Raw genomic sequence first — 23,137 nt, 5'->3', positions numbered from 1 at the left:
GTTGGTTATCGAATAACTAAAGATAAACTGATAGTAAAAAGGCTGAACATAAACTACCTATCATGACTAGTAAAAATACCCTATCCATTCCATTATACCGTGTAGGATAATAATATGTCCTCGCAGCACCCATCTGATACTGTTTCGCTTCCATCGCAACTGCAATACGTTGTGCGCGACGTATACTTTGGGCAAATAGAGGGACGGTATAGGATTGCAATCTCTCATACAACCCCTTGATCCCTTTTGAAAACTGGATATTCCGTACTTTCAACGCATTCCTGCGAATTTGCAGTTCTTCAGTGACAGCAGGAATTAAACGAAAAGCCGCAATAAAACTATATGCATATTTGGATGGTAGACGAAACTGCTGCATCATAGCGTAAAAGAATAATACGGGTTGGATCGTTAAGATAAACGTAAAGCCGACGAATCCGAATGAAAGGGACTTACTTCCGAGCAAAAGCGCATGTTGAATGCTCTCTTCGGAAATCTTGAACAGCCCCCATTGCCATAGCACCGCTTCCCCCTTACCGAACAACAACATCGTCAATCCAGTAGACAGGAAAGAAATGACTAACGGAATTGAAAGTATTGAAAGTTTCTTCAATGAATAACCGCTGAATACATAAAACACTATTCCGTATAAAACCGCTTGTGAGATAGCAAAAGGTACACTTTGATTCACAAGCGTAATAATCAAGAACGCAAAAAATACGATAAATTTTAGTGCGGGATTGACTCGGAATAACCAGGTCTCGCGTTTAGGTGTGAACCAATTGAACATTCTTTGCACCTCCTGGTATATTAGCCGTATGCAGTACGCCGTCCACTACAGTCCAAACAGCAGTGGCGAAGCTCTCTACAATTTCCGTATCATGCGTAACCATCAAAATGGTCATGCCTTCAATGCGCAGCTGTTCCAGCTTCTCAAGAATGGCGAATGTGTTTCGTGCGTCCTGTCCAAAAGTAGGTTCATCGAGCAATAAGATATCTGTATCAGGAGTGAGAGCAGTTGCTACACTCAAACGACGCTTTTGACCCGTAGATAGCTGATAAGGATGGCGTGAAACAGAATCAGGTAAGTTAAATAAGCGTATCAATTCCTTCGCATAACAATCTGCATCCGCTTTTGGCATATCGTGCAAAGAGACGGTTAACTCTTCCGTAATCGAATTCGTCACAAATTGTAGTTCGGGATTTTGAAAGACAAGTGAAAGACCTTTCGGCAGTTGGCGCTTCTTCTTTTTCCACACAATGGGTACGCCGTTCACCTTGTAGACACCGTCAGTCCGAAGTAATTGCATGAGTGATAAGAGCAATGTACTTTTACCAGAACCATTTTCTCCAACAATCGTAATCCAATCGCCAGCTTGTGCGGTCGCCTGTTTGGCAGAAATCTTCTCCACTTGACCACGATAGCCGTGAAAGTCCTGAATCTGAATTTTCTCCTCGGATGTAACTGGTTGACGATTGATCATCATTGATTGAAATGCTTCGGATGTTTTATATTCTTTCCATACACCCGGATACCAAATGCCGTAACGTTTCAGTTCCTCCTGATAGTTTGCAAAAATATCTGCTGGTGAACCGTCTGCTATCATAACCCCATGATCATTAAACAGCACTACGCGATCAACCCAGTCCGCAATCAAATCAATTTTATGCTCTACGATGATCACAGTTTTATCAGCGGTTGCTTCTTTAATAGAAGTCCAAATCTGTTGCGTGCCTTCTGGATCCAGTAATGCAGAAGGTTCATCCAAAAATAGCACGTCAGGTTCCAGTAATAATACAGAAGCTAATGCTAACCGCTGCTTCATACCTTGCGACATTTCATTGATGGACGTATGTGGGTCTTTCAAATGCAGGTCTACACGTTTCAATACCTCTTCAATAAGAAGTGCCATTTCTTCACGCGTAACTTGAAGATTCTCCAATACAAAAGCGAGTTCCTCATCGACATATGTCATACAGAACTGTGTATCGGGGTCTTGGAAAACGAATCCCCATGAGTCAGGCAACTGAATGTCTGTTGCTTTCATTGGCAGTTCGATAGAGTTTGGTATAATGCCGCTCAATACTTGGAGTAAAGTAGATTTCCCGCAACCACTAGGACCGAGCATGAGAACTTTTTCACCAGGCTGAACAGAGAAGGAGAGGTCTTTAAAGAGCAAAGCATCTTCTCCTGGAAACTTTAATCGTAAATCGGTAACGCTGATGTTTTTCATAGTTGGATCATTCCTCCGCGTTTACTGATCAAGCAACGTATATTCTTTCTTATCAACAGGTCGAATTAACGATGTTACGCCTGTTGCTTCTAGCGCTCTTACAATAAATACAGCGAAAATACCTGTGAAGATGAATGCGCTGATTGTACGTAATCCGTATTTCACAATGAGTGCCCATGTTTCGAGTGCTGCGTACCCGTAAATTAAATCGAGTCCGAAACTTGCAAGACAGGAAGCGATACCTGCTAACCCGGCGATTAAAATGGAATAGCGTCTATAACGGAATGCAGCGAACAGTAATTCCGCAGCAAGACCCTGTGCAAATCCATACATCAAAACCTCAATACCATGTCCGGCAAACGCAGACAAGGAAGCCCCTGCCAGACTTGCGATGAATGCAGTACCAGGCTTTCGCAATAATAAAAAGGCGAACGGTCCTACCATGAACCACATGCCGTAAAGCAGTTGACGTGCGACAGGCATGATCGGTTTGACGACAGTGTATAAATCATCCCAAAACTTCATCAGTACCCCAAACACCACGCCAATCATGATAGTGACCAACAAATCGGTAAACTTTAACTTCTTCATACTCTTCCACTCCTTGTTATTTTTTTATACAAAAAAGCCGTCTGAAGAGCAGACGGCCGAGGAAGGAAAGAGATTCCTGTATGATTCCATCGATCACGGTCTCTACGCTGGCATTACCCAGATCAGATTAACGGTCAGCAGTGGATTAATCTGCTATCTCAGCCTGTTTCTCTCAAGCACCCGTACGGACAATTATGTAAGTAATTCTAGTATACAGTACGTTGAATTGTCTGGCAACTTAAGAAATTACTACACGTTTCAATGAACTGCTTACAGTTTAAATTGAACAAATACTATTGAAATCCTGATATACTAAAAGGATAGAAATGATCTTAATTGTGTTCTTAATATAATGTAAATAGAGTGTAAAAGGAGTTTTTACATGACGAAACATATAGCATTTATTGACGTGGAAACGACAGGTATGAGTGCCGAGGCGAGTGAAGTGATCGAGTTAGGCGTTATGCTAGGAGAGTATGAGGATAATCGTATTATTCGGGTGGCTGATGAGTATTGCGAGTTTCAAGAACCGTTCTATTCCATCTCTCCGACCATTACGAATCTCACAGGCATTACCGATCAGATGGTAAGAGGGAAGTCATTGGATATGGATAGAATCTTGAAAATACTAGATCAAGCAGACGGTATAGTAGCGCATAACGCATCATTTGATAGGGGATTCGTTAGTCGACTATTGCCTGAAACGCTCGACATGGACTGGTATTGCTCCGTCCGACAAATCAAATGGAAGAATTACGGCTTTGAGAACGGTAAACTGCAACAATTGCTGAGAGCGCACCGAATTCAAGTGCATAATGCCCACAGAGCTCTCGACGACGCAAAAAATCTTGCCATCTTACTGAACTCGTCCAATCCGCATCTGGAAGATGATACGTTTATCTCCTATTTGATGAACAAAGCGCCGATGAAGAAACCAACTAAATCCAGATTTTAATAGTAGTAAAAGATGTCCGGGAAGTACTTTGCCGGGCATCTTTTTTTGGTTGATCAGTTGTGCAATCTTTTAAATTTTTTCGACTTTATATAATTGAAACCACTCGAAACTATCGCATGTGCATAGTTTTTCCATATGTTATTGCTATACTATTCTTGAAATCAATAGAAAATGAAAAAGGGGATAGCTTGATGAGTAAAAAAATTCAACCCATTATACTTCTAACGGGTTTTCTACTGGTCAGTGGTTGTAATAACGATACACAATCGAATGAACCGAACAATCAACACATGATGAATCAACAGAGCAACGAAGGAAATCATCACATGATGGATGACTCTACAATGGAACACGGACATATGAGCCATGACAATGTAGTGAGTTTAAAAGACTCGACAGGTGTAAATGAATTAAATATCCCACCATTGCTAACTAGTGATGCGACAGATAGAACTGAATATACTATTAAAGCGCAAACAGGTAAGGTAGATATACTTGATGGGATGACTACAGAAACCTTGGGATATAACGGTGATCTGTTAGGTCCGGTTCTTCAATTTAAAAAAGGTGAAACCATAAAAATTAACACAATCAATGAATTGGATCAAGAGACAACGTTTCATTGGCATGGTTTAGAAGTGCCTGGTGAAGCAGATGGCGGACCGCATACTACACTTAGTCCTGGTGAAAAAGAACAAATAGAATTTAAAGTGACACAAGAAGCGGCTACGTTATGGTTTCATCCACATCCCGAGGGAAAGACATCTGAACAAGTATACAAAGGACTTGCAGGGCTAATTTATATTGAGGATTCTAATTCAGCGAAATTAGAAATTCCTAAAGAATACGGAAAAAATGATATACCTTTAGTTTTCCAAGATCGAATTTTCGATGAGCAAGGCCAATTGGATTATAAAGCGGTAATGAACGAAGATGGAACGATAGGCGATACGTTATTGGTCAACGGCACAGTAAATCCTGTATTACCAGTAGAGAAAGAACAAGTGCGTCTTCGCTTGCTAAATGGATCAAACGCGAGAAATTTCACATTCAAATTGAATACAGGTGAATCGTTTGTTCAAATTGCGACAGATGGTGGCTTCTTGAATGAACCTGTTACATTGAATGAAGTAACTTTGACACCATCAGAACGAGCGGAAATAATTATTGATTTCTCGCAACTTAATTCTACAAATGATTTGTCTCTAATTAATGAAGATGGATCTATCCTTTTACCGTTTGACGTATCAAATCAAGAAGCGGATAGTTTGAAAACATCCGAGAAGCTAAATGATTTTGCCGTAACGGATGAAGAAGAAAATATGCCGGTTACGAAGAATATAGAGCTTTTTGGTATGATGGAACATGTTGAGATAAATGGAAAGAAATTTGATCCGGAAAGAATAGATTTTACGCAAGAACAAGGCGTGACAGAAGTATGGGAGATCTATAATAAAAAAGATATGATGGGTGGTATGATTCACCCATTCCACATTCACGGAACACAGTTTAAAATAGTTTCACGAGATGGAGTAGAACCTAAAGAGTATGAACAAGGATGGAAGGATACAATTGCTATTCATCCAGGAGAAAAAGTGAAGATTGCCATACAATTTAAGCATAAAGGTGTGTATATGTTTCATTGTCATATTTTAGAGCATGAAGACAACGGGATGATGGGACAAATAGAAGTGAAATAAAAGTGATGCCTAAAGTAGCCAGTGAAATATTTATTTCACTGGCTACTTTACGCTTTTTATGAAATAGGGCAAGTACAAATTGAGTTCGTCAGAAGGGAATTCTAATAAGAAAAACAATAGGAATGAATTGATTATAAAAAACCATTTTAATACTTGATACTTCTGCTATCTGAGCAAGTGACACTGAAACTACAGATAAAGAAAATTAACCAGATGAAAAACTACTGCTTATCATACGATGCTGCTCTCTCATCCAAATAGCGATAGAGTGTTGATTTACTAATACCTGTTTCTTCTTTGATATCGAACAAAGTGAAATTCTTACTATCATACATTTCAAATGCGCGTTGTAAGTTATCATCAGACTTTCGTGGACGTCCAATTGTTTTACCTTGTTGTTTCGCAACTTGTAGTGAAAATGTAGAGGAATGACTGAGAAAAGTGGTTTGCAGCTTTGCGAAAAACTCTACGTTTTGCAGCAATGTGGTAGATTGCATAGTTTGATTCGTTAGCTGTTCGTCCACAAAATTAATTATGAGTTGATCACGTTCTGCCAAACGTAAAATATCCCAAAGTTGCTGAAGCGAGTCAGCTAACACTTCAATGTTTTGTACGTACAATGTGTCTCCACTTTGGACATCCATTAGTAGTCGTTCAAGCTCCACTCTTTGTTTAGCCAGTCCATGTGATTCTACATAAATCGTGTCTATAGTAAGATTTGCTAGTTGTTCAGTAGTTTGCTGATCACCTACAATCGGGCGGATATATCCATACTTCATTTTTTACTCCTTTCATCCCAAAACTGTTCACTTATGGGACTGTAAATGATATGCTATGTACATTCTAACATTGAGTTGATTTTTTCACATCACGAGAGGAGAAAAATATGCAAACTTTACAACAACAATGGTTTGGGAATGTACGTGCGGATATATTGGCAGGTATAGTCGTCGGTCTCGCGCTCATACCGGAAGCATTGGCTTTTGCGTTTATCGTCGGGGTGGATCCACGGGTAGCGCTATATGCATCATTTACTATTGCCGTTATTACTGCATTTGTCGGAGGTAGACCCGGATTGATCTCGGCTGCTACGGGTGCAATGGCACTAGTGCTAGTTAGTTTAATGGCGGATCATGGCCTAGAGTATGTACTGGCAGCGACTATCTTAACGGGTATTATTCAATTAATTTTAGGCTCACTAGGAGTGGCGAATTTAATGCGCTTCATACCGAATTCAGTCATGCTTGGATTCGTCAATGCGTTAGGAATTATGATCTTTATCACACAGCTACCTTACCTTGTAGGTTCAGGTACGATGACGTATGTATTCGCGATCGCTACATTGATTTTGGTATATGCGGTTCCGCGTTTTTTCACAGCGATACCCGCTCCGTTAATTGCGATTGTTGTTATGACCGCAATTGCGCTGTTCAGTGGAGTGAAATTGCAGTCAATTGGTGATTTGGGGACAATGCCGAGTTCATTGCCAACATTCTTCTTCCCTGATATCCCACTGAATTTTGAAACACTGAAAATTATTTTACCGTATTCATTGGCCCTTTCTATTGTAGGGTTACTTGAATCGCTACTGACTTCGCAAGTGCTCGATGATATGACGGACACACCTAGTAATAAAAACCGTGAAGCACGCGGACAAGGTATTGCCAACTTCATCACTGGATTTTTCGGTGGAATGGCGGGGTGTGCGCTGATCGGTCAATCGGTGATCAATATCAAATCAGGTGGTAGAGGTCGGCTATCTACATTGACTGCTGGAGCATTTTTAATGTTTTTGATTATTGTATTAGGGGACTTGGTCATCAAAATCCCAATGCCTGTTCTTGCGGGTGTGATGGTTATGGTGGCGGCTACGACTTTTAACTGGGGATCGTTTAAATTTTTACGTTCCGCCCCCCGATCAGAATCGATTGTTATGCTGATTACTGTAGTAATGATTTTATACACGCATAACTTAGCGATAGGCGTAGTGATCGGAGTTATCCTTAGTGCATTATTCTTCGTTGCGAAGATATCACGTGTCTCGGTAACGAATGAAAAGGGTATCTATAAAATACAAGGTCCATTATTTTTTGCTTCTACGACGAAGTTTATTCAGGCATTTGATAATATAAATGAAAAACAGATTGTCATTGATTTTGAAAACAGTCAGCTGTGGGATGAGTCGGCAGTGGGTGCGATTTTAAAAGTGATAACTAAGCTCGAGAGTAAAGGGATGGCAGTCACGATTCGTGGGCTAAATTCATCAAGTGAACAATTATATGAAAAACTATTGTGAGGGAGTGAACGATATGAAAATTGCTGTAGCGATTGATGGTTCTGAAAATGCGATGCGTGCCGCAAAACATGCGATTATGCTAGCAGAATATTTGCCTAAAGTTACGTTAGAGATTATTTATGTACAAGATCTTAGCAAGGCGAAGGATGAAAGACTGTTATCACAAAGCCCTGAAAGTCTAGCGTTGAAACGCGAACAAAAGATGCATCCGATTTTAGCTATGGCAAAGGAAGCGGCTGTGGATGCGAAAGTAATCATGCTCAAAGGGAATCCTAGCCAGGAAATAATCGACTATGTAAATGAAAAGAAAATCGACAAACTAGTCATCGGTAGCCGTGGTCTAAATTCATTTCAAGAAATGGTTTTAGGTAGCGTCAGCCATAAGGTGATGAAGCATGTAGGGTGTCCTGTGACCATAGTGAAATAAAAAAGGAGGTTGTCACGCTATATCAGCGTAGACAATCTCCTTTTTGCAATGATCAGAGGATACCTACTCGTAAATCACTACCATTCAATCTAGAGCAAGTAAAGACTTTGTGTTCCAATAGTTCATAACTCGATATGTGATTAGCATAAGCAGTAAAATGTTGCCGCTAGACTTTTACAGGATAAAAAAACACGACGAGTAAATTCCCGTCATGTTTTCATGAAAATTAGTTTACGACCTGATCTTCGAGGTTTTTCCACAGATGGTGGGCTTCTCTCGCAATATGTTCTAACAAATCAGGCGGGGCAGTCGTGACCGCGGCACATGCTTTAATCAGTTCACTTAATTCCAACTTAAAAGCTTCCAGTGCTTTTGCCTCTTTTATCACCATTTGATTGAATGTATTCAACACGGGTGAAACTTCATTGCGTGGTCTACGAATAATAGTTTTCAAAGCTTGAGCCTGTAACAGCAGGTTTTCAAACTTCCTTGTCATTGCGCGAACTTGATCATGTAATTCATAGTTAGAAGCATCTACGTAATGACTGATGAATAAGAGGTGGTCGAGCATTTGACGTAGCCAGAAGTTGTTCTCATGCAATGTCGCGTCAGCTGGCGTGATATAAGAATTCGTTTCAATTAATTTAAACACACGCTCTGCTTCTTCCGCTTCACGAATCATGTGATCAAGAAGAGAAGTAGGAGTAGAAATAATTACGTCGCAATGTAATGCCCGATCCATTGTATGCATTAGTAGATCAGCGAACTCTTTTGTAGAGCTCTTGGCCTCATCGATTATTAATCCAATATCGCCAGTTTTGGATTCAGTCTTTTTAAAGATCTTCCCCATTCGGTCGACCATTTGTTGATTAGCGCGTGCTAATTCCAACTCATGGTGACTGATTTCTCGATCGAAAAACTCCCCATGTTCGAAGTTATTGCGCACCCAAAAATCAATAATCCCATACGTATCACGTTCATAATTATCTGTATAACCAGCCATTCATGCATACCCCCTAATTTACCTATCTGATATCTTTACCATCCTATTCATTCCTAGTGTTGTTTATGTATAGGCAGGGTATTGAAGTAGAAAGCCATCTATTTCTTGGGGAAGTGTATATACTGAAGAAAGAGGTGTTGTAAAATGAAAATCGGCATAATCGGAACTGGCAATATTGCGCAGTATCTATTAGAGAGTATCAATAGGAACGGCAAAGTGGAAGCTGAAATTGTCTCGATATTCGGACGTAACCAAGAGGTGGGGTCAAAGCTAGAATCACAGTATAGCGCAAAGTTCTATACAGACTTTAAGGAATTCATTCAATCACCTATGGATGTAGTCGTGGAAGCTGCAACGATTGGAGTTGCAATGGAGCATATGGAAGAAGTGCTGGACAATAAGAAACACCTGATAGTGAGTAGTATAGGGGCATTTAAAGATATTGAGTATTTAAATGAAATGAAAGAAGTAGCGCGGAAGAATCAGCAACATATATATCTACCTTCAGGAGCGATTGGTGGACTGGATCTTCTGCAATCTGCAAATTCTCTTGGTGGATTACAGGAAGTACGCATTACGACTAGGAAGTCCTACCAATCACTGGGACTTGATGTGAAGCATGTAGAAGAATGCATTTTTGATGGTATGGCAATTGATGCCATTGAAAAATTCCCTAAAAACGTCAATGTTGCATTACTACTATCAATTGCAGGATTGGGCGCAGATAAAACGGCAGTACGCGTAATAGCAGATCCGAATATTCAACGAAACACACATACTATTGAAGCAAAAGGTGATTTCGGCAAAATGAATTTACTAATCGAAAATGAGCCAATGCCAAACAACCCTAAAACAAGCTATCTTGCAGCGTTGAGTATAGTATCTACTTTACAAAACAGAGGAAATGCGATTACCGTAGGAAGTTGACTAAAGAGAGGGTGTTTTATATGTTTGGAGATAAAAAGAAGAAACAGAGACCCGATTCTATGTGAAATCAACAGATGACATCCCGTCGCTTGCAAGAATAACGGTTTTAGTTGATTGGAATACGGGCGTAAACTATCTCCACTCGGGGGTTGTTCAGGAACTGGGATTACTGCTTTACTAGATCAGAACGGGGATGTAGTAGTAGACCCGCTATAGTATTAAGTTCCCTACAAAGAAAAGGCTACCCATCATGGGGAGCCTTTTTATTATGACTGTATTTAACTAATCGAGATACCGGAATCATTGCCTTTTTTCCATGATTAGCGGTTGTCTCGAAGTACGTTAGCTGGTATTTAATCTTTGCATAGTATTATGAAAACATATTGATAAAAGTACTAATGAGATGAGTGAATAAGGGGTAAAAGGGGTAAGAGAAGTAAACAGGTTACTGTAAATAATTACTAATAACAGAACTCTAACTATATGTGAAAAGTTAGACAAGAATATAAAATGAATTATTGCATGATCAATGAAAGAATTACGGTGTAGGCGGTTAAAATCCTCATATTACAGTCACACTGTTACATAAAGAGAACAATGATTCGTTATTATGATTTGAGGAGATGTCTATATGGATATGAACATAAAAAAGTTACATGAAATAAAAAAAGCACTAAACGCAAAGTTTTTTGAACGTGAAAACGAAGTAGAGGGAATTTTAGTAGCTCTCCTTTCCAAACAGCATATGTTAATGATCGGGCCAGCAGGGACAGCGAAATCAGCATTATCAGTAGAGTTAGCAAAGATTGTGAATGGAACGTCTTATTTTCAATGGTTACTGACCAGATTTAGTACCCCGGAAGAGGTATTCGGACCGCTGTCGCTAAAAGACTTAGAAGAAGGTGTATATAAGCGCAATACTGCTACTAAAATGCCGGAAGCACATTTGGTGTTTTTGGATGAAATTTTTAAAGCAAACTCTGCAATATTAAACAGTCTGTTGACTTTAATTAACGAAAGACTATTTTATAATGATGGACAACCGATTGAAGCACCATTAATGTCAGTCATTGGCGCTTCCAACGAATATCCAGAGGATGGCGAAGGACTTGAAGCGTTATTTGACCGTTTCCTATTACGTTTCGAAATCAATTTCATTGAAGATGAATCTAATTTTGTATCGATGATGAAAGATGAAGGCGAACATGTCGAAATTCCGACGATGCATTTGGACGACCTAGTGCAACTTCAAAATAGGACTAATGAGGTGCATATTCCAGATGAAGTATATGAGACATTGTCTACGATTCGAAGAGAACTTCAAGACGAAGGAATTCAGCCGTCTGATCGTCGATTCAAACAGTCTTTGAGTATCTTGCAAGCGAGAGCTTTGATCCATCAAAGAGAATCCGTACAGACAGATGATCTGGTGATTCTTGAGAACGCACTCTGGGAGACTTTGGATCAGAAAGAGACTGTTTGCACTATCGTTCGTAGACATTCACAAGATGGATTAGCACAAAGGCTTTCAGCCATTGAAAATGAAGCGAATGAAATCTATGATTCCGCAGTACGTGATCATTCAACTGAAGTGGGTATGGAAGCAATCCAGAAAATTTCTGCTTTATCAACGGAATTAAATGAGTTGAAAGAGCAAAATGCAAGCCGTGCGACTGAAGTTGATCATTTACAAAAACAAATTACTTCCTTAAAAAACGAAGTGGAAAGTAGTCGTATGGATGCTGCTTATTATGGTGAAACGAATGGTAAGAATGATGAAAATGGTGAGCAATATGGAGTCTTCTTTAGAATGTAAAAGGAGTGATATTCTATGAAAAGAAGTAAAATAATTAGAGATTATCGCTCCGTACTGAATACCGATGCATTTGATAAAAGACGTTTTAAAGAACTGTTCGAGATGTCAGATGGTTTGCAAAAGGTCAGGGAAGAAGGACAATTACCTACTACAGAAGCATTGCTTGGTGATGTTTGGGCATCACTGTATAAAATGAAACCACGGATTTTACTAGAGGGAATGGATCCAGCACTGAAACCGAACAAGACCATTATAGAAAAGCTAATGAAAGATGAACGTTTTGAAGAATATAGAAACTTTACTCGATTGGACGATCTGGCCGCGACTGTCTGTACCGTGAAATTGGTTGAGATGATTAATCTATGGCTAGCGGAATCAAAAGCTATGGATGAAGACTTACTGAAGAAAATGGAAGCTGTAGAAGCGCTACAAGATGACGTGCCGATTGACTATGTGGATGAACAACAGAACGAAATAGAAGATGGACCTATCCAAGAATTAGCTGATGCTACGGATAAGTTAAATGATCGACTCGAATTCACACTTGAAACGAATGGCGAACGATTTTTGCAAGCGATCGATGAAGCGGTAGAAGAGTCGATCAAAGTAAAAGACAGCCTGATTTCGCTGATGGGTGGGAGCAGTGCAGGTAAAGGAGATGCAGAGTTAAAGAAAGTGCCGTTGCGTGAACAACTTGCAGTGGCGGATCAAGTAGCGATGGATCCTAAAATGCAAGAAATTGCAGAGTGGGCAGGTCGTTTTCAAGAAGTAGCACGTGAAAAACAGAAGACGAACTATGTGGAGGCGATCGAGAGGCGTGGCGTAACTGTTGGGAATGAAATGGAACGTCTCTTGCCGATGGAATTAGGACTCTATGCAAATGACTCGACGAAAAAAGATTTCTTGCGCCGCTTTGCGGAAGGAAACACGATGCAGTTTGAACAGAAGAAGCGAGAGAATCTTGGCAAAGGTCCAATTATTTTTTGTCTTGACCAATCGGGAAGTATGAAATTGCTTGATAATCAGTCAAAAGGATTCATCCTGGCGCTTCTATCAATCGCCAAGAAACAACGCCGCGATCTATGCGTGATATTATTTTCCACGACCATTCAAAAAGAGGTATTTCTTAAAGGCAAGATCACTTCAAATGAACTTGCACGACTTGCTAGAACATACTTGGGTGGGGGAACAGACTTTACACTGTCACTGCAAGGAGCCCTTGAAGTAATAGAAGACAGTACTTTCAAACATGCAGATGTCATTTTTGTTAGTGATGGAGAAGATGAAATGAGCGAAAGTTTCCTAACAGAATTCAATGAGAAGAAAAAACAAAAAGAGTTTAATGTACTCACCCTAGCAATAGGGAAAGATACGGCCGTCGCAGAATCATTTTCAGACCGAGTACTTCATGTAACCAATTTTGATGACGAAGGAAGCTTTATCGCTTTTGAGATTTAATAGATGCAAGTCCTAAAACCCTTCAGTATGCGAAGGGTCTTTTTTGTTTATCATAATATGATGTTTTCTGGGTATTCTAATCAAAACATACAAGCTAGTTGAGGTGATTGGAATGCTAATTGAAAGATCGTCTTCTTGGAAAGAAGGGTTTATTCAACGACTTGAAAACCATGAACCATGGAATAATTCGGTGCTGTATAACTTGAGCTATACCATAGCAGAAAATAATTTAATAACGAATTTCACTGGATTGCAGTCACTTGCTTACTTACCAAACATAAAACCGTTACCCCATCAGATAGAAGCGGCTGAACGAGTGATTGAACAGATGAATGGTAAAGCGATTTTAGCGGATGAAGTAGGGCTCGGTAAGACCATTGAAGCAGGTCTGATCATTAAAGAATACTTGCTGCGAGGGCTTGTAAAAAAAGTGCTAATTTTAGTACCAGCTTCTCTCGTTAATCAATGGGTGGAAGAGTTGTATACAAAATTCCATATCCCTGCGCTGCTGTACAAAAAGAATTATGAGCTTGACTATGTCGATGTAGTAGTCATGAGTATGGACACAGCCAAACGCAGTCCGCATAAAGAGAAAATCTATGCGCAAGACTATGATTTGATTATTGTAGATGAAGCGCATAAGTTGAAAAATCATCAGACAATTAGTTATGAATTTGTACAAAGTTTGAAGAAGAAATTCTGTTTATTACTTACAGCCACGCCGATTCAAAATGATACGTTTGAATTGTTTTATCTGGTGACTTTACTTAAACAAGGTCATTTAGGAAACTATGATGAGTTTTCTTCCGTGTTCTCTGCAAAAAATCGTGATGAAGAACGAGATAGTTATTTAAAAGAACTAGTCAGCCAAGTTATGGTACGAAACAGGCGACAGGACACGGGTGTGGAATGGTCCACAAGGAAAGTTCATACAATTCCTATCACATTCACGGACCATGAAAGACAAGTATACACAGCTATATCCAATCTGAAACATATATCTTCGGTATTTTCGGGTGCATTTTCCACGATGACTTTACAAAGGGAAATGTGTAGCAGCCCCGAGGCGACAATCGGTACATTGAGGAATTTATTGCCGGAATGTAAGCAAGTTGAAGAAATTACACATGTGGAAGAAGTCATTGGACAATTGGAGAAATTATCAATTCATTCAAAAGCAAAAAAGGCCACGGAACTGATCATACAAGCGAATGAAAAAGTAATTATTTTTACTGAGTATCGGATGACACAGTTGTATTTAAGTGATTATCTGTATGCAAATGGCATATCGAATGTCATTTTCAATGGAAAGCTAAGCAAAAGTAGCCGTGAATGGATTAAGCATTTATTCAAGCAACAAGCACAAGTGCTGATCGCAACAGAATCTGGAGCAGAGGGAATTAACTTGCAATTTTGCCATCACGTCATCAATTACGACCTCCCTTGGAATCCTATGAAATTGGAACAACGAATTGGACGTGTTCATCGGTTGGGACAAGAACATGACGTACAGATTTATAATCTTGCTGTGAAAGAAACGATTGATGATCATGTGATGAAAGTGCTGCAAGGAAAGATTGAGACATTTGAACAAGTAGTAGGCGAACTAGATGATATTTTGGAAATGAAAGAACGGTCTGTGTGAAGGAGGAGAATTTATGCATTCGACAGAGATCCATACGTACCTTCACAGATTCTTCAAAGAGAATGACTGTGAAATACTTCATGGGAATGAACATTATCTAACCGTGCAACTAACAATTGATATGGATAAAAGAATCATGAACCGCCCTTTTTATTGGAGGTATATAGAAAGCGTTAATGAGACACCGAATCCGGCACAGCTAACGCTAATTACAGATATGCAACAGTTGCATAATGGGATGAAAGGGGAAATAATCCACCTTGGGTCACCGCGACTGCATCAATTATTTCAAGTAACGAAAGAAATGGGACAGTTTGTGAAAATGTATGAGCATATAGAGGATACGAGCGAGCAGCTGATCTTGACTCCTTGGGTCGGTGTTAATTACAAAGTGTCATTTACCAGTCATCAAACAAAAGAGATGTTGTATTCAGTAGGTATCAATTTGATGACGGGGGCTGTTGTAAAAGAGTTCCAGGAAACTATTAGTATGCTGGATTTATCCGACCAATCGTCTGAACAGGTATTTCATTTACCTTATATCATCACACCTGTCCGTGCGCTTGATCGATTAGATGCTGTGATCACACAAGTAATTGAAGGTGAAGATCTAACGTGGGTGGAGGAAGCAGAAAAGAGATGGAGGAAAGACCAGGCGGTACTAGATTATTTCTATGAAGGACAAGAACCTAAACCTGAGTGTTATGAGATGGAGAAGCAGGCAATGGAAGAACGTTTTAAGCCACGGATTTCAGTGGATGTTGTAAATGGTGGCTTATTTTATTTGAAATAGAAATCAAAATAGCGCGCAAGTGAATCTGCTTTCACTTGCGCGCTGTTTTGATTCTGACTGTTTATAGGATAAACTAATAGCAACGAAGAAAAGTGTGGTGAGTTCATTGTTTACAATTATGCTAATCGAAGATGATCAAACATTATTTGAGGAAATAAAAGAACGGTTAACGCAATGGTCTTACTTAGTGGCGGGGATCGGAGATTTTGGAAATGTACTGCAAGAATTCACGGAAATCAAACCAGATCTTGTAATCATCGATATTCAATTACCAAAGTTCGATGGATTTCATTGGTGTCGGATGATTCGAACACATTCGAATGTCCCAATTATTTTTCTGTCTTCACGGGATCATCCGACTGACATGGTGATGTCGATGCAACTCGGAGCCGATGATTTCGTTCAAAAGCCGTTTCACTTTGACGTATTGATCGCAAAGATTCAAGCGGTTTTACGCCGTGTGTATAACTATAGTATCGATCAGACTTTGGAAATGAAAACGTGGTGTGATGCCGCTGTAGATTTTGTCAAAGGTACGCTCACCAATGAGAACGGGACTATTGAGTTGACGAAAAACGAAATTTTCATCTTAAAAGTATTAATAGAGAGAAAGAATGAAATTGTATCAAGAGAAGAAATCATCACAAGCCTTTGGGATGATGAACGATTTGTCAGCGATAATACGCTGACGGTCAATGTCAACCGTTTACGTAAACGGATCGCAGAGATCGGTTTGGTAGATGTGATCGAAACAAAAGTGGGGCAAGGGTATATGGCGAAGGAAAAGCAATTATGATCCGAATATTTTTAAAAGAACGTGTGAGTTGGATACTGTTTTTCATCTTCTTGCAACTGCTCGTTCTAGCGATGGGTTACTTGGACACGAGTATTCCATTTTTGTCTACTGTCTATATAACATTCATATCTTGTTTGTCTTTTGTTATATTTATAGTCATGCGTTATGGAATAGAAACGAGATTTTATAAAAGCTTAGAAAAGTTAGAACCGTCGTTCGATCTTACTGCAATACCTGAAGCTACCAGTCCTTTCGAAGCCATTTCTTCCGAAAGAATTTCCGGACAAATTCAAGTGTTTAAAAAACAGTTGGATGAATTGCAAATCAGTTTAGAGCAAGAGAAAGATGACATGTTGAATTGGATACATGAAGTGAAAACACCACTGACAACGCTGCAATTAATGATCGAACGAACAGAAGATCCTGTGCTTCGATCACAGTTGATGTACGAGTGGCTTCGCATCCATTTGTTACTCGACCAGCAACTACATCAAAAGCGTATCCCATTTATCCAGAATGATTTATATATTGAAAAGGTCGATGTACAAAAGTTGTTATTTCAGGAGATAAAATCGTTAAAGCAATGGTGTATGCAAAAGCGGATTGGTTTTAATGTATCATTGGAAGCAGAAAAAGTATTGACCGATGCAAAATGGCTTGGCTTCATTCTAAGGCAATTGCTATCGAATGCGGTGAAATACAGTGAGGATTCGGACATACGTATCCGGTGTACTAGCAAGGGTGGGATCACCACGTTATCGATCGAAGACTTTGGGCAGGGTATCGCGCCAAGAGACTTGTCTCGTATATTCGATAAGGGTTTCACTGGAACAGCAAACCATCAAAATCATGCGGCTACAGGAATGGGGCTGTATTTAGCAAAACAAGTAGCAGAATCCCTCCTAATTACGATGGAAGTAGAGTCAGCAGTAGGGGAAGGTACGCGGTTGTCGTTGATTTTTGCAAAAGAAAACGAAATGGTTCGTATAGCGCGTATGTAAAAGCATGTGACAGTATCGTCACATGCTTTTTCTAATTGTCATATCAAAGACAGGAGAAAAATTTGTACATTGATTAAGATAGAATACACAAGGAGTGATGGATATGGTAATTTTACAAGCAACGAAAATCTATAAAACATATGGCAATAAATTCAATAAACAGGAAGTGTTACGCGCGTTGGACCTTGAAGTACAAAAAGGTGAATTCGTCAGCATCATGGGGGCATCGGGATCGGGGAAAACTACTCTACTGAACGTTCTTTCATCCATTGATCGGGTTAGCCAGGGAACGATCAGCATAGAAGGGCAGAACCTCAACGATATGAAAGAAAAGCAAATGGCGGAATTCCGAAAACGTCATTTAGGCTTCATCTTTCAGGACTATAACCTACTCGATACGTTAACAGTAAAAGAAAACATACTACTTCCACTATCGGTGCAGAAAGTATCAAGAAAACTAGCCAATGAAAAATTCCTTGCAGTGGCGGATGAATTGGGTATTACCGAAATTGCTACTAAATATCCAAATGAAATTTCAGGTGGTCAAAAGCAAAGAACGTCCGCGGCACGAGCATTTATCCATGATCCAAGCATCATTTTTGCGGATGAACCAACAGGCGCTCTTGACTCAAAAGCAGCATCCGATTTGTTGAACAAACTAAGTGATCTCAATATGAAGAGAAATGCCTCTATCGTCATGGTTACTCATGATCCTCTCGCCGCAAGTTTTAGTGAACGTGTAGTGTTCATCAAAGATGGACAAATCTACACGCAACTGAATAAAGGAGACCAAACGCGTAACAAATTTTTTAATGACATCATCAAAACGCAAGGTGTGTTGGGTGGTGTGCAACATGACGCTTAATCAACTGATTTTCCGCAATATCAAGAAAAATATCAAGCATTATTATGTGTATATCTTTGCTTTAGTTTTTAGCGTAGGCTTGTACTTTTCATTTGTAACGCTGCAATTTGATCCAGCATTGGACGATGCAACAGGAGGAGTGAAAGGTGCTGCAGCTATTAAAACAGGTTCAGTATTTCTAATTGTTATCGTGTCTGTATTCTTGCTATATGCTAACAATCTATTTATTAAGCGACGCAGTAAGGAGATTGGATTATTCCAATTGATCGGGATGACGAAAGGAACCGTTTTCCGTATTTTAAGTGTAGAGAATTTCGTGTTATATATCGGCTCTCTCGTTATAGGGATACTCTTAGGGTTTTCGATGTCACGATTACTCATGCTCATTCTATTTAAGGTCACTGGTGTAACGGATGTTGCAACTTTACGTTTCTCTTCCGCGGCATTACTTCAAACGCTGATCGTATTTGCGGTAATCTTTATATTTATTTTGATCATGAATGCGCTATTCATTAAACGACAAAGTATATTATCTTTGTTCCGTGTAACAACCGTGACGCAACAGCGGGTCAAAAAGATGACAGTATTCCAGGCGGTTGTCGGTGTGTCCGGTATTCTACTCATTGTATTCGGCTATTATTTATCATCCCGATTATTTAGTAGTGTGTTCCTAGGCGATCAGCTATTTCTGGTGATGATCATCATACTAGCTTCTGTTGTCATGGGAACGTATTTGTTCTATAAAGGCTCCGTTAGCTTTATCTTTAACCTGATTCGTAAACGTAAAGGAGGATATCTGAACGTTAACGACGTGCTGTCTCTCTCTTCAATTATGTTTCGAATGAAATCGAATTCTTTTCTATTAATGATTATTACATCGGTATCTGCGCTATCTATCGCGTTACTTTCGTTAAGTTATATTTCGTATTACTCAGTAGAGAAGTCAGTAGAGCGAACTATTCCGGCCGACTTTACTATTCCTGATACTACGCGTGCAACGGAATTTACACAGGCGCTTGAAAGTAAAGGCATCGCCTATACAGAGACAGCTATCGATCTATTGAATACACCTGTTGATTTATCGAGAGTACTATCTATTGCCGGTGGGGATAGTCAAGATATAAGTTATACCGATACAGAAATGATCGTTATTAGTGATAAAGGATTACCGGAGATAGACGTAGCAGAAAAGGAAGTGCTCTTTGTTAACTTCGATAGCTTGACGGAAAACTTCATGAAATTTCAAGCGGATCAGCAAATTGTATTTCGAGGCAAAGAGCATATGTATGATCTAACACTGAAAGGAATAGAAAAAACAGCTATCCTCCCAACGCGTGTGACCTATGCTTTCGTTGTCGCGGTAGTGGATGATCAAGTATTTAGGAAAATGAATGAAGATAAAGATCCTTCCATAACATCGGAATTCACTAAGTATCATGGAGTGGATATCGAGAATGAGAATGATCTAGAAAAAGCGAATGAACTATTTAATGTGTTGGGAGTAAACGACTGGGCAGGGCATGAATCGAAATTTGAGGAAAGAACGAAACAAATGCAAGGTGCAGGCATGATCATGTTCATCGTGGGATTCCTCGGCCTCGCTTTCCTTGTCACTTCTGGCTGCATCTTATACTTTAAACAAATGGACGAAAGTGAAGATGAAAAATCGAACTACACTATTCTTCGTAAACTCGGCTATACACAAACTGATTTGCTAAAAGGGGTTCAACGAAAGCAGTTATTTAATTTCGGTATTCCGTTAGTCGTTGGTCTCTTCCACAGCTATTTCGCGGTGAAATCCGGCTGGTTCTTATTCGGTACTGAAATGCTGGCGCCCACGATTATTGTGATGTTCATATACACAGCGCTTTATTCTATATTTGGCTTGCTTTCCGTATTGAATTATAAGCGTGTGATTAAAGATTCTTTATAACGCAGTAACACCCCTGACACTGCAAGGTCAGGGGTGTTTTATTGCGAATTAGTTACTACCTACTAATTCAGCAACTACGATTTGATATGCTTTATCTAAATTAGCTAGTTGTTTACTTTTTTCTGCAGAGTCATTTGAAGTGTCTTCAGCAATTTGTTTCTTTACATTTTCCACTAGTATAGGAAGGGGAGTAGAGTGAGTGCTCACTCGATCCGACATCAATGTGTCCTTTAATAAGTTTGTAAAATCATCAATTGTTTGATTGTGCATAATTCATTCTCCTCATCGTGTTTGTATGGATTCGTTGACATAAAAAACATCCTTCCGGTAAATACCTGGAAGGATGTTAAGTGGGAAGCCGTGACGAATTAAACGGTTCGGCAGGAAATACACATATGCTGGATCGATAGAAACTATATCGAAGCCACCTAATGAATGTCCTGATTCCGTTTTTTCGTACGTCGGCTTGTGTATGATTTTTCATAAGCCGCACTTGACACCTCCTATCCGCGTAGGGTATTGGTGTGTACTGATCTAGGCAGGTCTCCTGGCTCGTCTTCAACGTATAATTCACCTTCCCATTTCCCTTACGGTGAAACAGTGGTAACGAATTATACTCCAACTCACAGTTGCGGGACAGCATCGGTTTTTCACCAATTTCCCTTTTAAGCGTTTAAGAAAAATAAACGCACCTATCTCTAACACGATATTCAGTTGCTCTTTCAGTATAGCACTCTTATTGATGAAAGGAACAAAAATAGTGCAACATTCTCTACTACAACACGTACTCACACTAATTCTATGGAACGCGCTGCTTAGAACAATGATTTATGTTTCCGTACCGTTCTATAGACCAGTGCCTAGCCGATTAACGAATGTCGAGTAGCGTTCCTTTGGTATAAATACACGCCAATAAATACGACAAGCTCAGAAGCGGGAATGGATAACCAAATACCATTCAATCCGAAGATGCGTGGCAAGATCATCAAGAAAATCAACATGACAATGATTTCGCGTGAAGCGGTGATCCAAGTGGCCATCCGTACATTGCCGACAGATTGATAATAAGTCATCATGACAAAGTTCGTACCTGTGAACAAATAGGCAAAGAAGAATAGATTAATTCCAGTAGTAGCTAAATCTCTGACAGCTTGCGGGAAGTCTCCGAAAATAGACACGATAGGGCCTGCTGCAAACTGTCCGACAAGGAAGAACACAGCACCCGCGATGACGACTGTGAGAGTGGCCTTTTTAATGGTTTCCTTCATCCTTATCCGGTTACCAGAGCCTTGATAATAACTGATCAGCGGCTGAATCGCACCACCCATCCCGAGGAATAGCATAAGCATGACACTGTGCACATAGTTCAAAATAGAGAATGCCGCAACACCTTCTGTACCGGCCATCCGTTCGAACGCAATATTATGTGTAATGGTAAAGAAGGAAATTCCCAACTCGGAAAGGAAGCTCGGGAATCCGATGAAAAGAATGGCTAGGAACAGCTTTTTATTGAACTTTAAGCGAATCAATTTTAAGTTATTATTCTTCTTAAAGAAGTGGGCGAGCAGTACTAACATGCCCATAAAGGAAGCGATAATTGTAGCGGTTGCAGCACCGGCAACACCGTAATCCAAAATGAATAAGAACACATAATTCAAGATGATGTTGACGACCGACGTCACAATTAACCCAGCCATCGAAAGGTTCGGTGCTCCATCGTTACGCACGAAAATACTAAATGTATTTTCTATAGTAAAGATAAAGCCAAACAGTAAAATCACAAATAAATATTGCGATACATAAGGAAATGTAGTGGTATTCGCTCCAAGTGCGTATGCTAGCGAATCTCTAAAAATAAAGGCGGTTAAGCCTAATATAATGGTGAATAAGAAAATGGAAATGATTGCATGCGTGAAAATCGAACGAGCTTTAAGCACATCTTTAGCACCCATTGCCATCGAGTATTTTGTGGCGGCACCTATACCAATCCATAAAGAAATAGCAAAAAAGATGGTATAAACGGGAGCCGAAATTCCGACTCCCGCCAATGCTTCTGCACCCAATCGATTACCGACCATGATACCATCCGCCACAATATTGATTGCCATCAGCAACATACCGACAGTTGACGGTATTAAATAACGTAAAAAGATACGTCCTACTGGCTCAGTATCCAATTTATTGAACTTGGGTGAAGAAGAACTCATTGCACAGGGCTCCTTTGAAGATCAAGTTCCATGATGAGACAAGGGAATTCACCTACATCATCAATTTTACCATTTAACTTAAAACCGAATTTTTCATATAAATGCTGTGCGGCTTTATTACTTGGATAAATACTTAAATATATCTTGTTGCATTGATACTTTTCTTCCATTCTCGTAAGTAGAAGTTTAAGAAATCTGCTAGCATAACCTTTGCCTTGGTGATGCTGATCTATCATAAAGCGATCAAGCCATACGTCTCCATCTGCTTCACGTCCATGCATAGCATAGCCGACTAATTCCTCTCCATCATATAATCCAATGGACTTCCATTCTGGTTCGAATTGAGATTGTGCTAGTGAAAATGAATTGCTTTCAATAAAGTTCTTTTGGTTTTCGTGTACGGATAAATAGGCAACATCCTGCCAATTTTCATTCGTTACCTCACATGCGTGGAGGCTCATAATTCCATCTCGCTTTCATTTTTTTGTAAAAC

Annotated in this window: 21 protein-coding genes and 2 riboswitches; of the genes, 13 read left to right on the top strand and 8 right to left on the bottom strand. The window is 39.7% G+C overall.

What is annotated here, in order from left to right; translation table 11 throughout:
- Positions 1 to 16: 16 nt before the first annotated feature.
- The 3 genes from H605_RS0110915 to H605_RS0110905 are packed head-to-tail and all read right to left on the bottom strand — an operon-like array spanning position 17 to position 2,822.
- Positions 17 to 787, bottom strand: coding sequence for an energy-coupling factor transporter transmembrane component T family protein (locus H605_RS0110915; protein ID WP_037561932.1), 771 nt, complete (start codon positions 785 to 787; stop codon positions 17 to 19).
- A complete protein-coding gene (locus tag H605_RS17770) occupies positions 765 to 2,231 on the bottom strand; it encodes an ABC transporter ATP-binding protein (protein WP_051210558.1) in 1,467 nt (488 codons plus the stop codon). Before H605_RS17770 ends, H605_RS0110915 begins: the two co-directional genes overlap by 23 nt.
- A gap of 21 nt (positions 2,232 to 2,252) precedes the next feature.
- Entirely contained in the window at positions 2,253 to 2,822 is a 570-nt protein-coding gene (locus H605_RS0110905) for an ECF transporter S component (protein WP_029054242.1), read from the bottom strand.
- A gap of 82 nt (positions 2,823 to 2,904) precedes the next feature.
- A riboswitch (TPP riboswitch) is annotated at positions 2,905 to 3,016 on the bottom strand.
- A 188-nt stretch (positions 3,017 to 3,204) separates the two neighbouring features.
- Between H605_RS0110905 and H605_RS0110900 the strand changes: the two genes are divergently transcribed.
- On the top strand, positions 3,205 to 3,777 hold the full coding sequence (locus H605_RS0110900; RefSeq protein ID WP_029054241.1) for an exonuclease domain-containing protein: 573 nt from the start codon (positions 3,205 to 3,207) through the stop codon (positions 3,775 to 3,777).
- Between the two features lie 191 nt (positions 3,778 to 3,968).
- Positions 3,969 to 5,477, top strand: coding sequence for a multicopper oxidase family protein (locus tag H605_RS0110895; protein WP_029054240.1), 1,509 nt, complete (start codon positions 3,969 to 3,971; stop codon positions 5,475 to 5,477).
- A gap of 221 nt (positions 5,478 to 5,698) precedes the next feature.
- On the opposite strand, the gene H605_RS0110890 is transcribed toward H605_RS0110895, so the two are convergent.
- On the bottom strand, positions 5,699 to 6,256 hold the full coding sequence (locus H605_RS0110890; RefSeq protein ID WP_029054239.1) for a recombinase family protein: 558 nt from the start codon (positions 6,254 to 6,256) through the stop codon (positions 5,699 to 5,701).
- Between the two features lie 107 nt (positions 6,257 to 6,363).
- On the opposite strand from H605_RS0110890, the gene H605_RS0110885 reads away from it, so the two are divergent.
- Together H605_RS0110885 and H605_RS0110880 are read left to right on the top strand one after the other, a co-directional pair.
- Positions 6,364 to 7,773 (top strand): SulP family inorganic anion transporter, encoded by a 1,410-nt coding sequence (locus tag H605_RS0110885; RefSeq protein ID WP_029054238.1) that lies wholly within the window; start codon positions 6,364 to 6,366, stop codon positions 7,771 to 7,773.
- 13 nt (positions 7,774 to 7,786) lie between these two features.
- Positions 7,787 to 8,200: a universal stress protein gene (locus H605_RS0110880; protein WP_029054237.1), complete on the top strand. Its 414-nt coding sequence runs from the start codon at positions 7,787 to 7,789 to the stop codon at positions 8,198 to 8,200.
- Between the two features lie 226 nt (positions 8,201 to 8,426).
- Here the strand turns inward: H605_RS0110880 and H605_RS0110875 are convergent, their stop codons facing one another.
- Complete coding sequence (locus H605_RS0110875) at positions 8,427 to 9,203, bottom strand: DUF2935 domain-containing protein (RefSeq protein ID WP_029054236.1); 777 nt, start codon at positions 9,201 to 9,203, stop codon at positions 8,427 to 8,429.
- A gap of 144 nt (positions 9,204 to 9,347) precedes the next feature.
- Here H605_RS0110875 and nadX point away from each other — a divergent pair, with 144 nt between their 5' ends.
- From nadX to H605_RS0110830, 9 genes are all read left to right on the top strand, one after another.
- Positions 9,348 to 10,130, top strand: a complete 783-nt coding sequence (gene nadX / locus H605_RS0110870) for an aspartate dehydrogenase (RefSeq protein ID WP_029054235.1) — start codon at positions 9,348 to 9,350, stop codon at positions 10,128 to 10,130.
- Between the two features lie 631 nt (positions 10,131 to 10,761).
- The gene (locus tag H605_RS0110865; protein ID WP_029054234.1) at positions 10,762 to 11,946 is read left to right on the top strand and encodes an AAA family ATPase; all 1,185 of its coding nucleotides are present in this window, start codon (positions 10,762 to 10,764) and stop codon (positions 11,944 to 11,946) included.
- A 15-nt stretch (positions 11,947 to 11,961) separates the two neighbouring features.
- Positions 11,962 to 13,404, top strand: coding sequence for a vWA domain-containing protein (locus H605_RS0110860; protein ID WP_029054233.1), 1,443 nt, complete (start codon positions 11,962 to 11,964; stop codon positions 13,402 to 13,404).
- Between the two features lie 112 nt (positions 13,405 to 13,516).
- Entirely contained in the window at positions 13,517 to 15,049 is a 1,533-nt protein-coding gene (locus tag H605_RS0110855) for a DEAD/DEAH box helicase (RefSeq protein ID WP_029054232.1), read from the top strand.
- A 13-nt stretch (positions 15,050 to 15,062) separates the two neighbouring features.
- Positions 15,063 to 15,842: a YqhG family protein gene (locus tag H605_RS0110850; RefSeq protein ID WP_029054231.1), complete on the top strand. Its 780-nt coding sequence runs from the start codon at positions 15,063 to 15,065 to the stop codon at positions 15,840 to 15,842.
- 106 nt (positions 15,843 to 15,948) lie between these two features.
- Positions 15,949 to 16,638, top strand: a complete 690-nt coding sequence (locus H605_RS0110845; protein ID WP_029054230.1) for a response regulator transcription factor — start codon at positions 15,949 to 15,951, stop codon at positions 16,636 to 16,638.
- Positions 16,635 to 17,639, top strand: coding sequence for a sensor histidine kinase (locus tag H605_RS0110840; RefSeq protein ID WP_029054229.1), 1,005 nt, complete (start codon positions 16,635 to 16,637; stop codon positions 17,637 to 17,639). Before H605_RS0110845 ends, H605_RS0110840 begins: the two co-directional genes overlap by 4 nt.
- Positions 17,640 to 17,742: 103 nt before the next feature.
- Positions 17,743 to 18,504, top strand: coding sequence for an ABC transporter ATP-binding protein (locus tag H605_RS0110835; RefSeq protein ID WP_029054228.1), 762 nt, complete (start codon positions 17,743 to 17,745; stop codon positions 18,502 to 18,504).
- Complete coding sequence (locus H605_RS0110830; protein WP_029054227.1) at positions 18,494 to 20,437, top strand: FtsX-like permease family protein; 1,944 nt, start codon at positions 18,494 to 18,496, stop codon at positions 20,435 to 20,437. The genes H605_RS0110835 and H605_RS0110830 overlap by 11 nt, the downstream gene beginning before the upstream one ends.
- Before the next feature lie 48 nt (positions 20,438 to 20,485).
- Here the strand turns inward: H605_RS0110830 and H605_RS0110825 are convergent, their stop codons facing one another.
- The 3 genes from H605_RS0110825 to H605_RS0110815 form a co-directional block, all read right to left on the bottom strand.
- On the bottom strand, positions 20,486 to 20,707 hold the full coding sequence (locus H605_RS0110825) for a hypothetical protein (RefSeq protein ID WP_029054226.1): 222 nt from the start codon (positions 20,705 to 20,707) through the stop codon (positions 20,486 to 20,488).
- A 250-nt stretch (positions 20,708 to 20,957) separates the two neighbouring features.
- Positions 20,958 to 21,148: riboswitch (cobalamin riboswitch) on the bottom strand.
- 149 nt (positions 21,149 to 21,297) lie between these two features.
- A complete protein-coding gene (locus tag H605_RS0110820; protein WP_029054225.1) occupies positions 21,298 to 22,644 on the bottom strand; it encodes an MATE family efflux transporter in 1,347 nt (448 codons plus the stop codon).
- Positions 22,641 to 23,105, bottom strand: a complete 465-nt coding sequence (locus H605_RS0110815; protein WP_029054224.1) for a GNAT family N-acetyltransferase — start codon at positions 23,103 to 23,105, stop codon at positions 22,641 to 22,643. The genes H605_RS0110820 and H605_RS0110815 overlap by 4 nt, the downstream gene beginning before the upstream one ends.
- Positions 23,106 to 23,137 lie beyond the last annotated feature (32 nt).

Source organism: Sporosarcina ureae DSM 2281 (assembly GCF_000425545.1).
Taxonomy (GTDB): Bacteria; Bacillota; Bacilli; order Bacillales_A; family Planococcaceae; genus Sporosarcina; species Sporosarcina ureae.
This window is presented reverse-complemented; position numbering and strand designations above follow the sequence as displayed.

Coding starts and splice junctions, on each gene's coding strand:
- H605_RS0110915 (WP_037561932.1), bottom strand. CDS start 787: ATGTTCAATTGGTTCACACCTAAACGCGAGACCTGGTTATTCCGAGTC.
- H605_RS17770 (WP_051210558.1), bottom strand. CDS start 2,231: ATGAAAAACATCAGCGTTACCGATTTACGATTAAAGTTTCCAGGAGAA.
- H605_RS0110905 (WP_029054242.1), bottom strand. CDS start 2,822: ATGAAGAAGTTAAAGTTTACCGATTTGTTGGTCACTATCATGATTGGC.
- H605_RS0110900 (WP_029054241.1), top strand. CDS start 3,205: ATGACGAAACATATAGCATTTATTGACGTGGAAACGACAGGTATGAGT.
- H605_RS0110895 (WP_029054240.1), top strand. CDS start 3,969: ATGAGTAAAAAAATTCAACCCATTATACTTCTAACGGGTTTTCTACTG.
- H605_RS0110890 (WP_029054239.1), bottom strand. CDS start 6,256: ATGAAGTATGGATATATCCGCCCGATTGTAGGTGATCAGCAAACTACT.
- H605_RS0110885 (WP_029054238.1), top strand. CDS start 6,364: ATGCAAACTTTACAACAACAATGGTTTGGGAATGTACGTGCGGATATA.
- H605_RS0110880 (WP_029054237.1), top strand. CDS start 7,787: ATGAAAATTGCTGTAGCGATTGATGGTTCTGAAAATGCGATGCGTGCC.
- H605_RS0110875 (WP_029054236.1), bottom strand. CDS start 9,203: ATGGCTGGTTATACAGATAATTATGAACGTGATACGTATGGGATTATT.
- nadX (WP_029054235.1), top strand. CDS start 9,348: ATGAAAATCGGCATAATCGGAACTGGCAATATTGCGCAGTATCTATTA.
- H605_RS0110865 (WP_029054234.1), top strand. CDS start 10,762: ATGGATATGAACATAAAAAAGTTACATGAAATAAAAAAAGCACTAAAC.
- H605_RS0110860 (WP_029054233.1), top strand. CDS start 11,962: ATGAAAAGAAGTAAAATAATTAGAGATTATCGCTCCGTACTGAATACC.
- H605_RS0110855 (WP_029054232.1), top strand. CDS start 13,517: ATGCTAATTGAAAGATCGTCTTCTTGGAAAGAAGGGTTTATTCAACGA.
- H605_RS0110850 (WP_029054231.1), top strand. CDS start 15,063: ATGCATTCGACAGAGATCCATACGTACCTTCACAGATTCTTCAAAGAG.
- H605_RS0110840 (WP_029054229.1), top strand. CDS start 16,635: ATGATCCGAATATTTTTAAAAGAACGTGTGAGTTGGATACTGTTTTTC.
- H605_RS0110835 (WP_029054228.1), top strand. CDS start 17,743: ATGGTAATTTTACAAGCAACGAAAATCTATAAAACATATGGCAATAAA.
- H605_RS0110830 (WP_029054227.1), top strand. CDS start 18,494: ATGACGCTTAATCAACTGATTTTCCGCAATATCAAGAAAAATATCAAG.
- H605_RS0110825 (WP_029054226.1), bottom strand. CDS start 20,707: ATGCACAATCAAACAATTGATGATTTTACAAACTTATTAAAGGACACA.
- H605_RS0110820 (WP_029054225.1), bottom strand. CDS start 22,644: ATGAGTTCTTCTTCACCCAAGTTCAATAAATTGGATACTGAGCCAGTA.
- H605_RS0110815 (WP_029054224.1), bottom strand. CDS start 23,105: ATGAGCCTCCACGCATGTGAGGTAACGAATGAAAATTGGCAGGATGTT.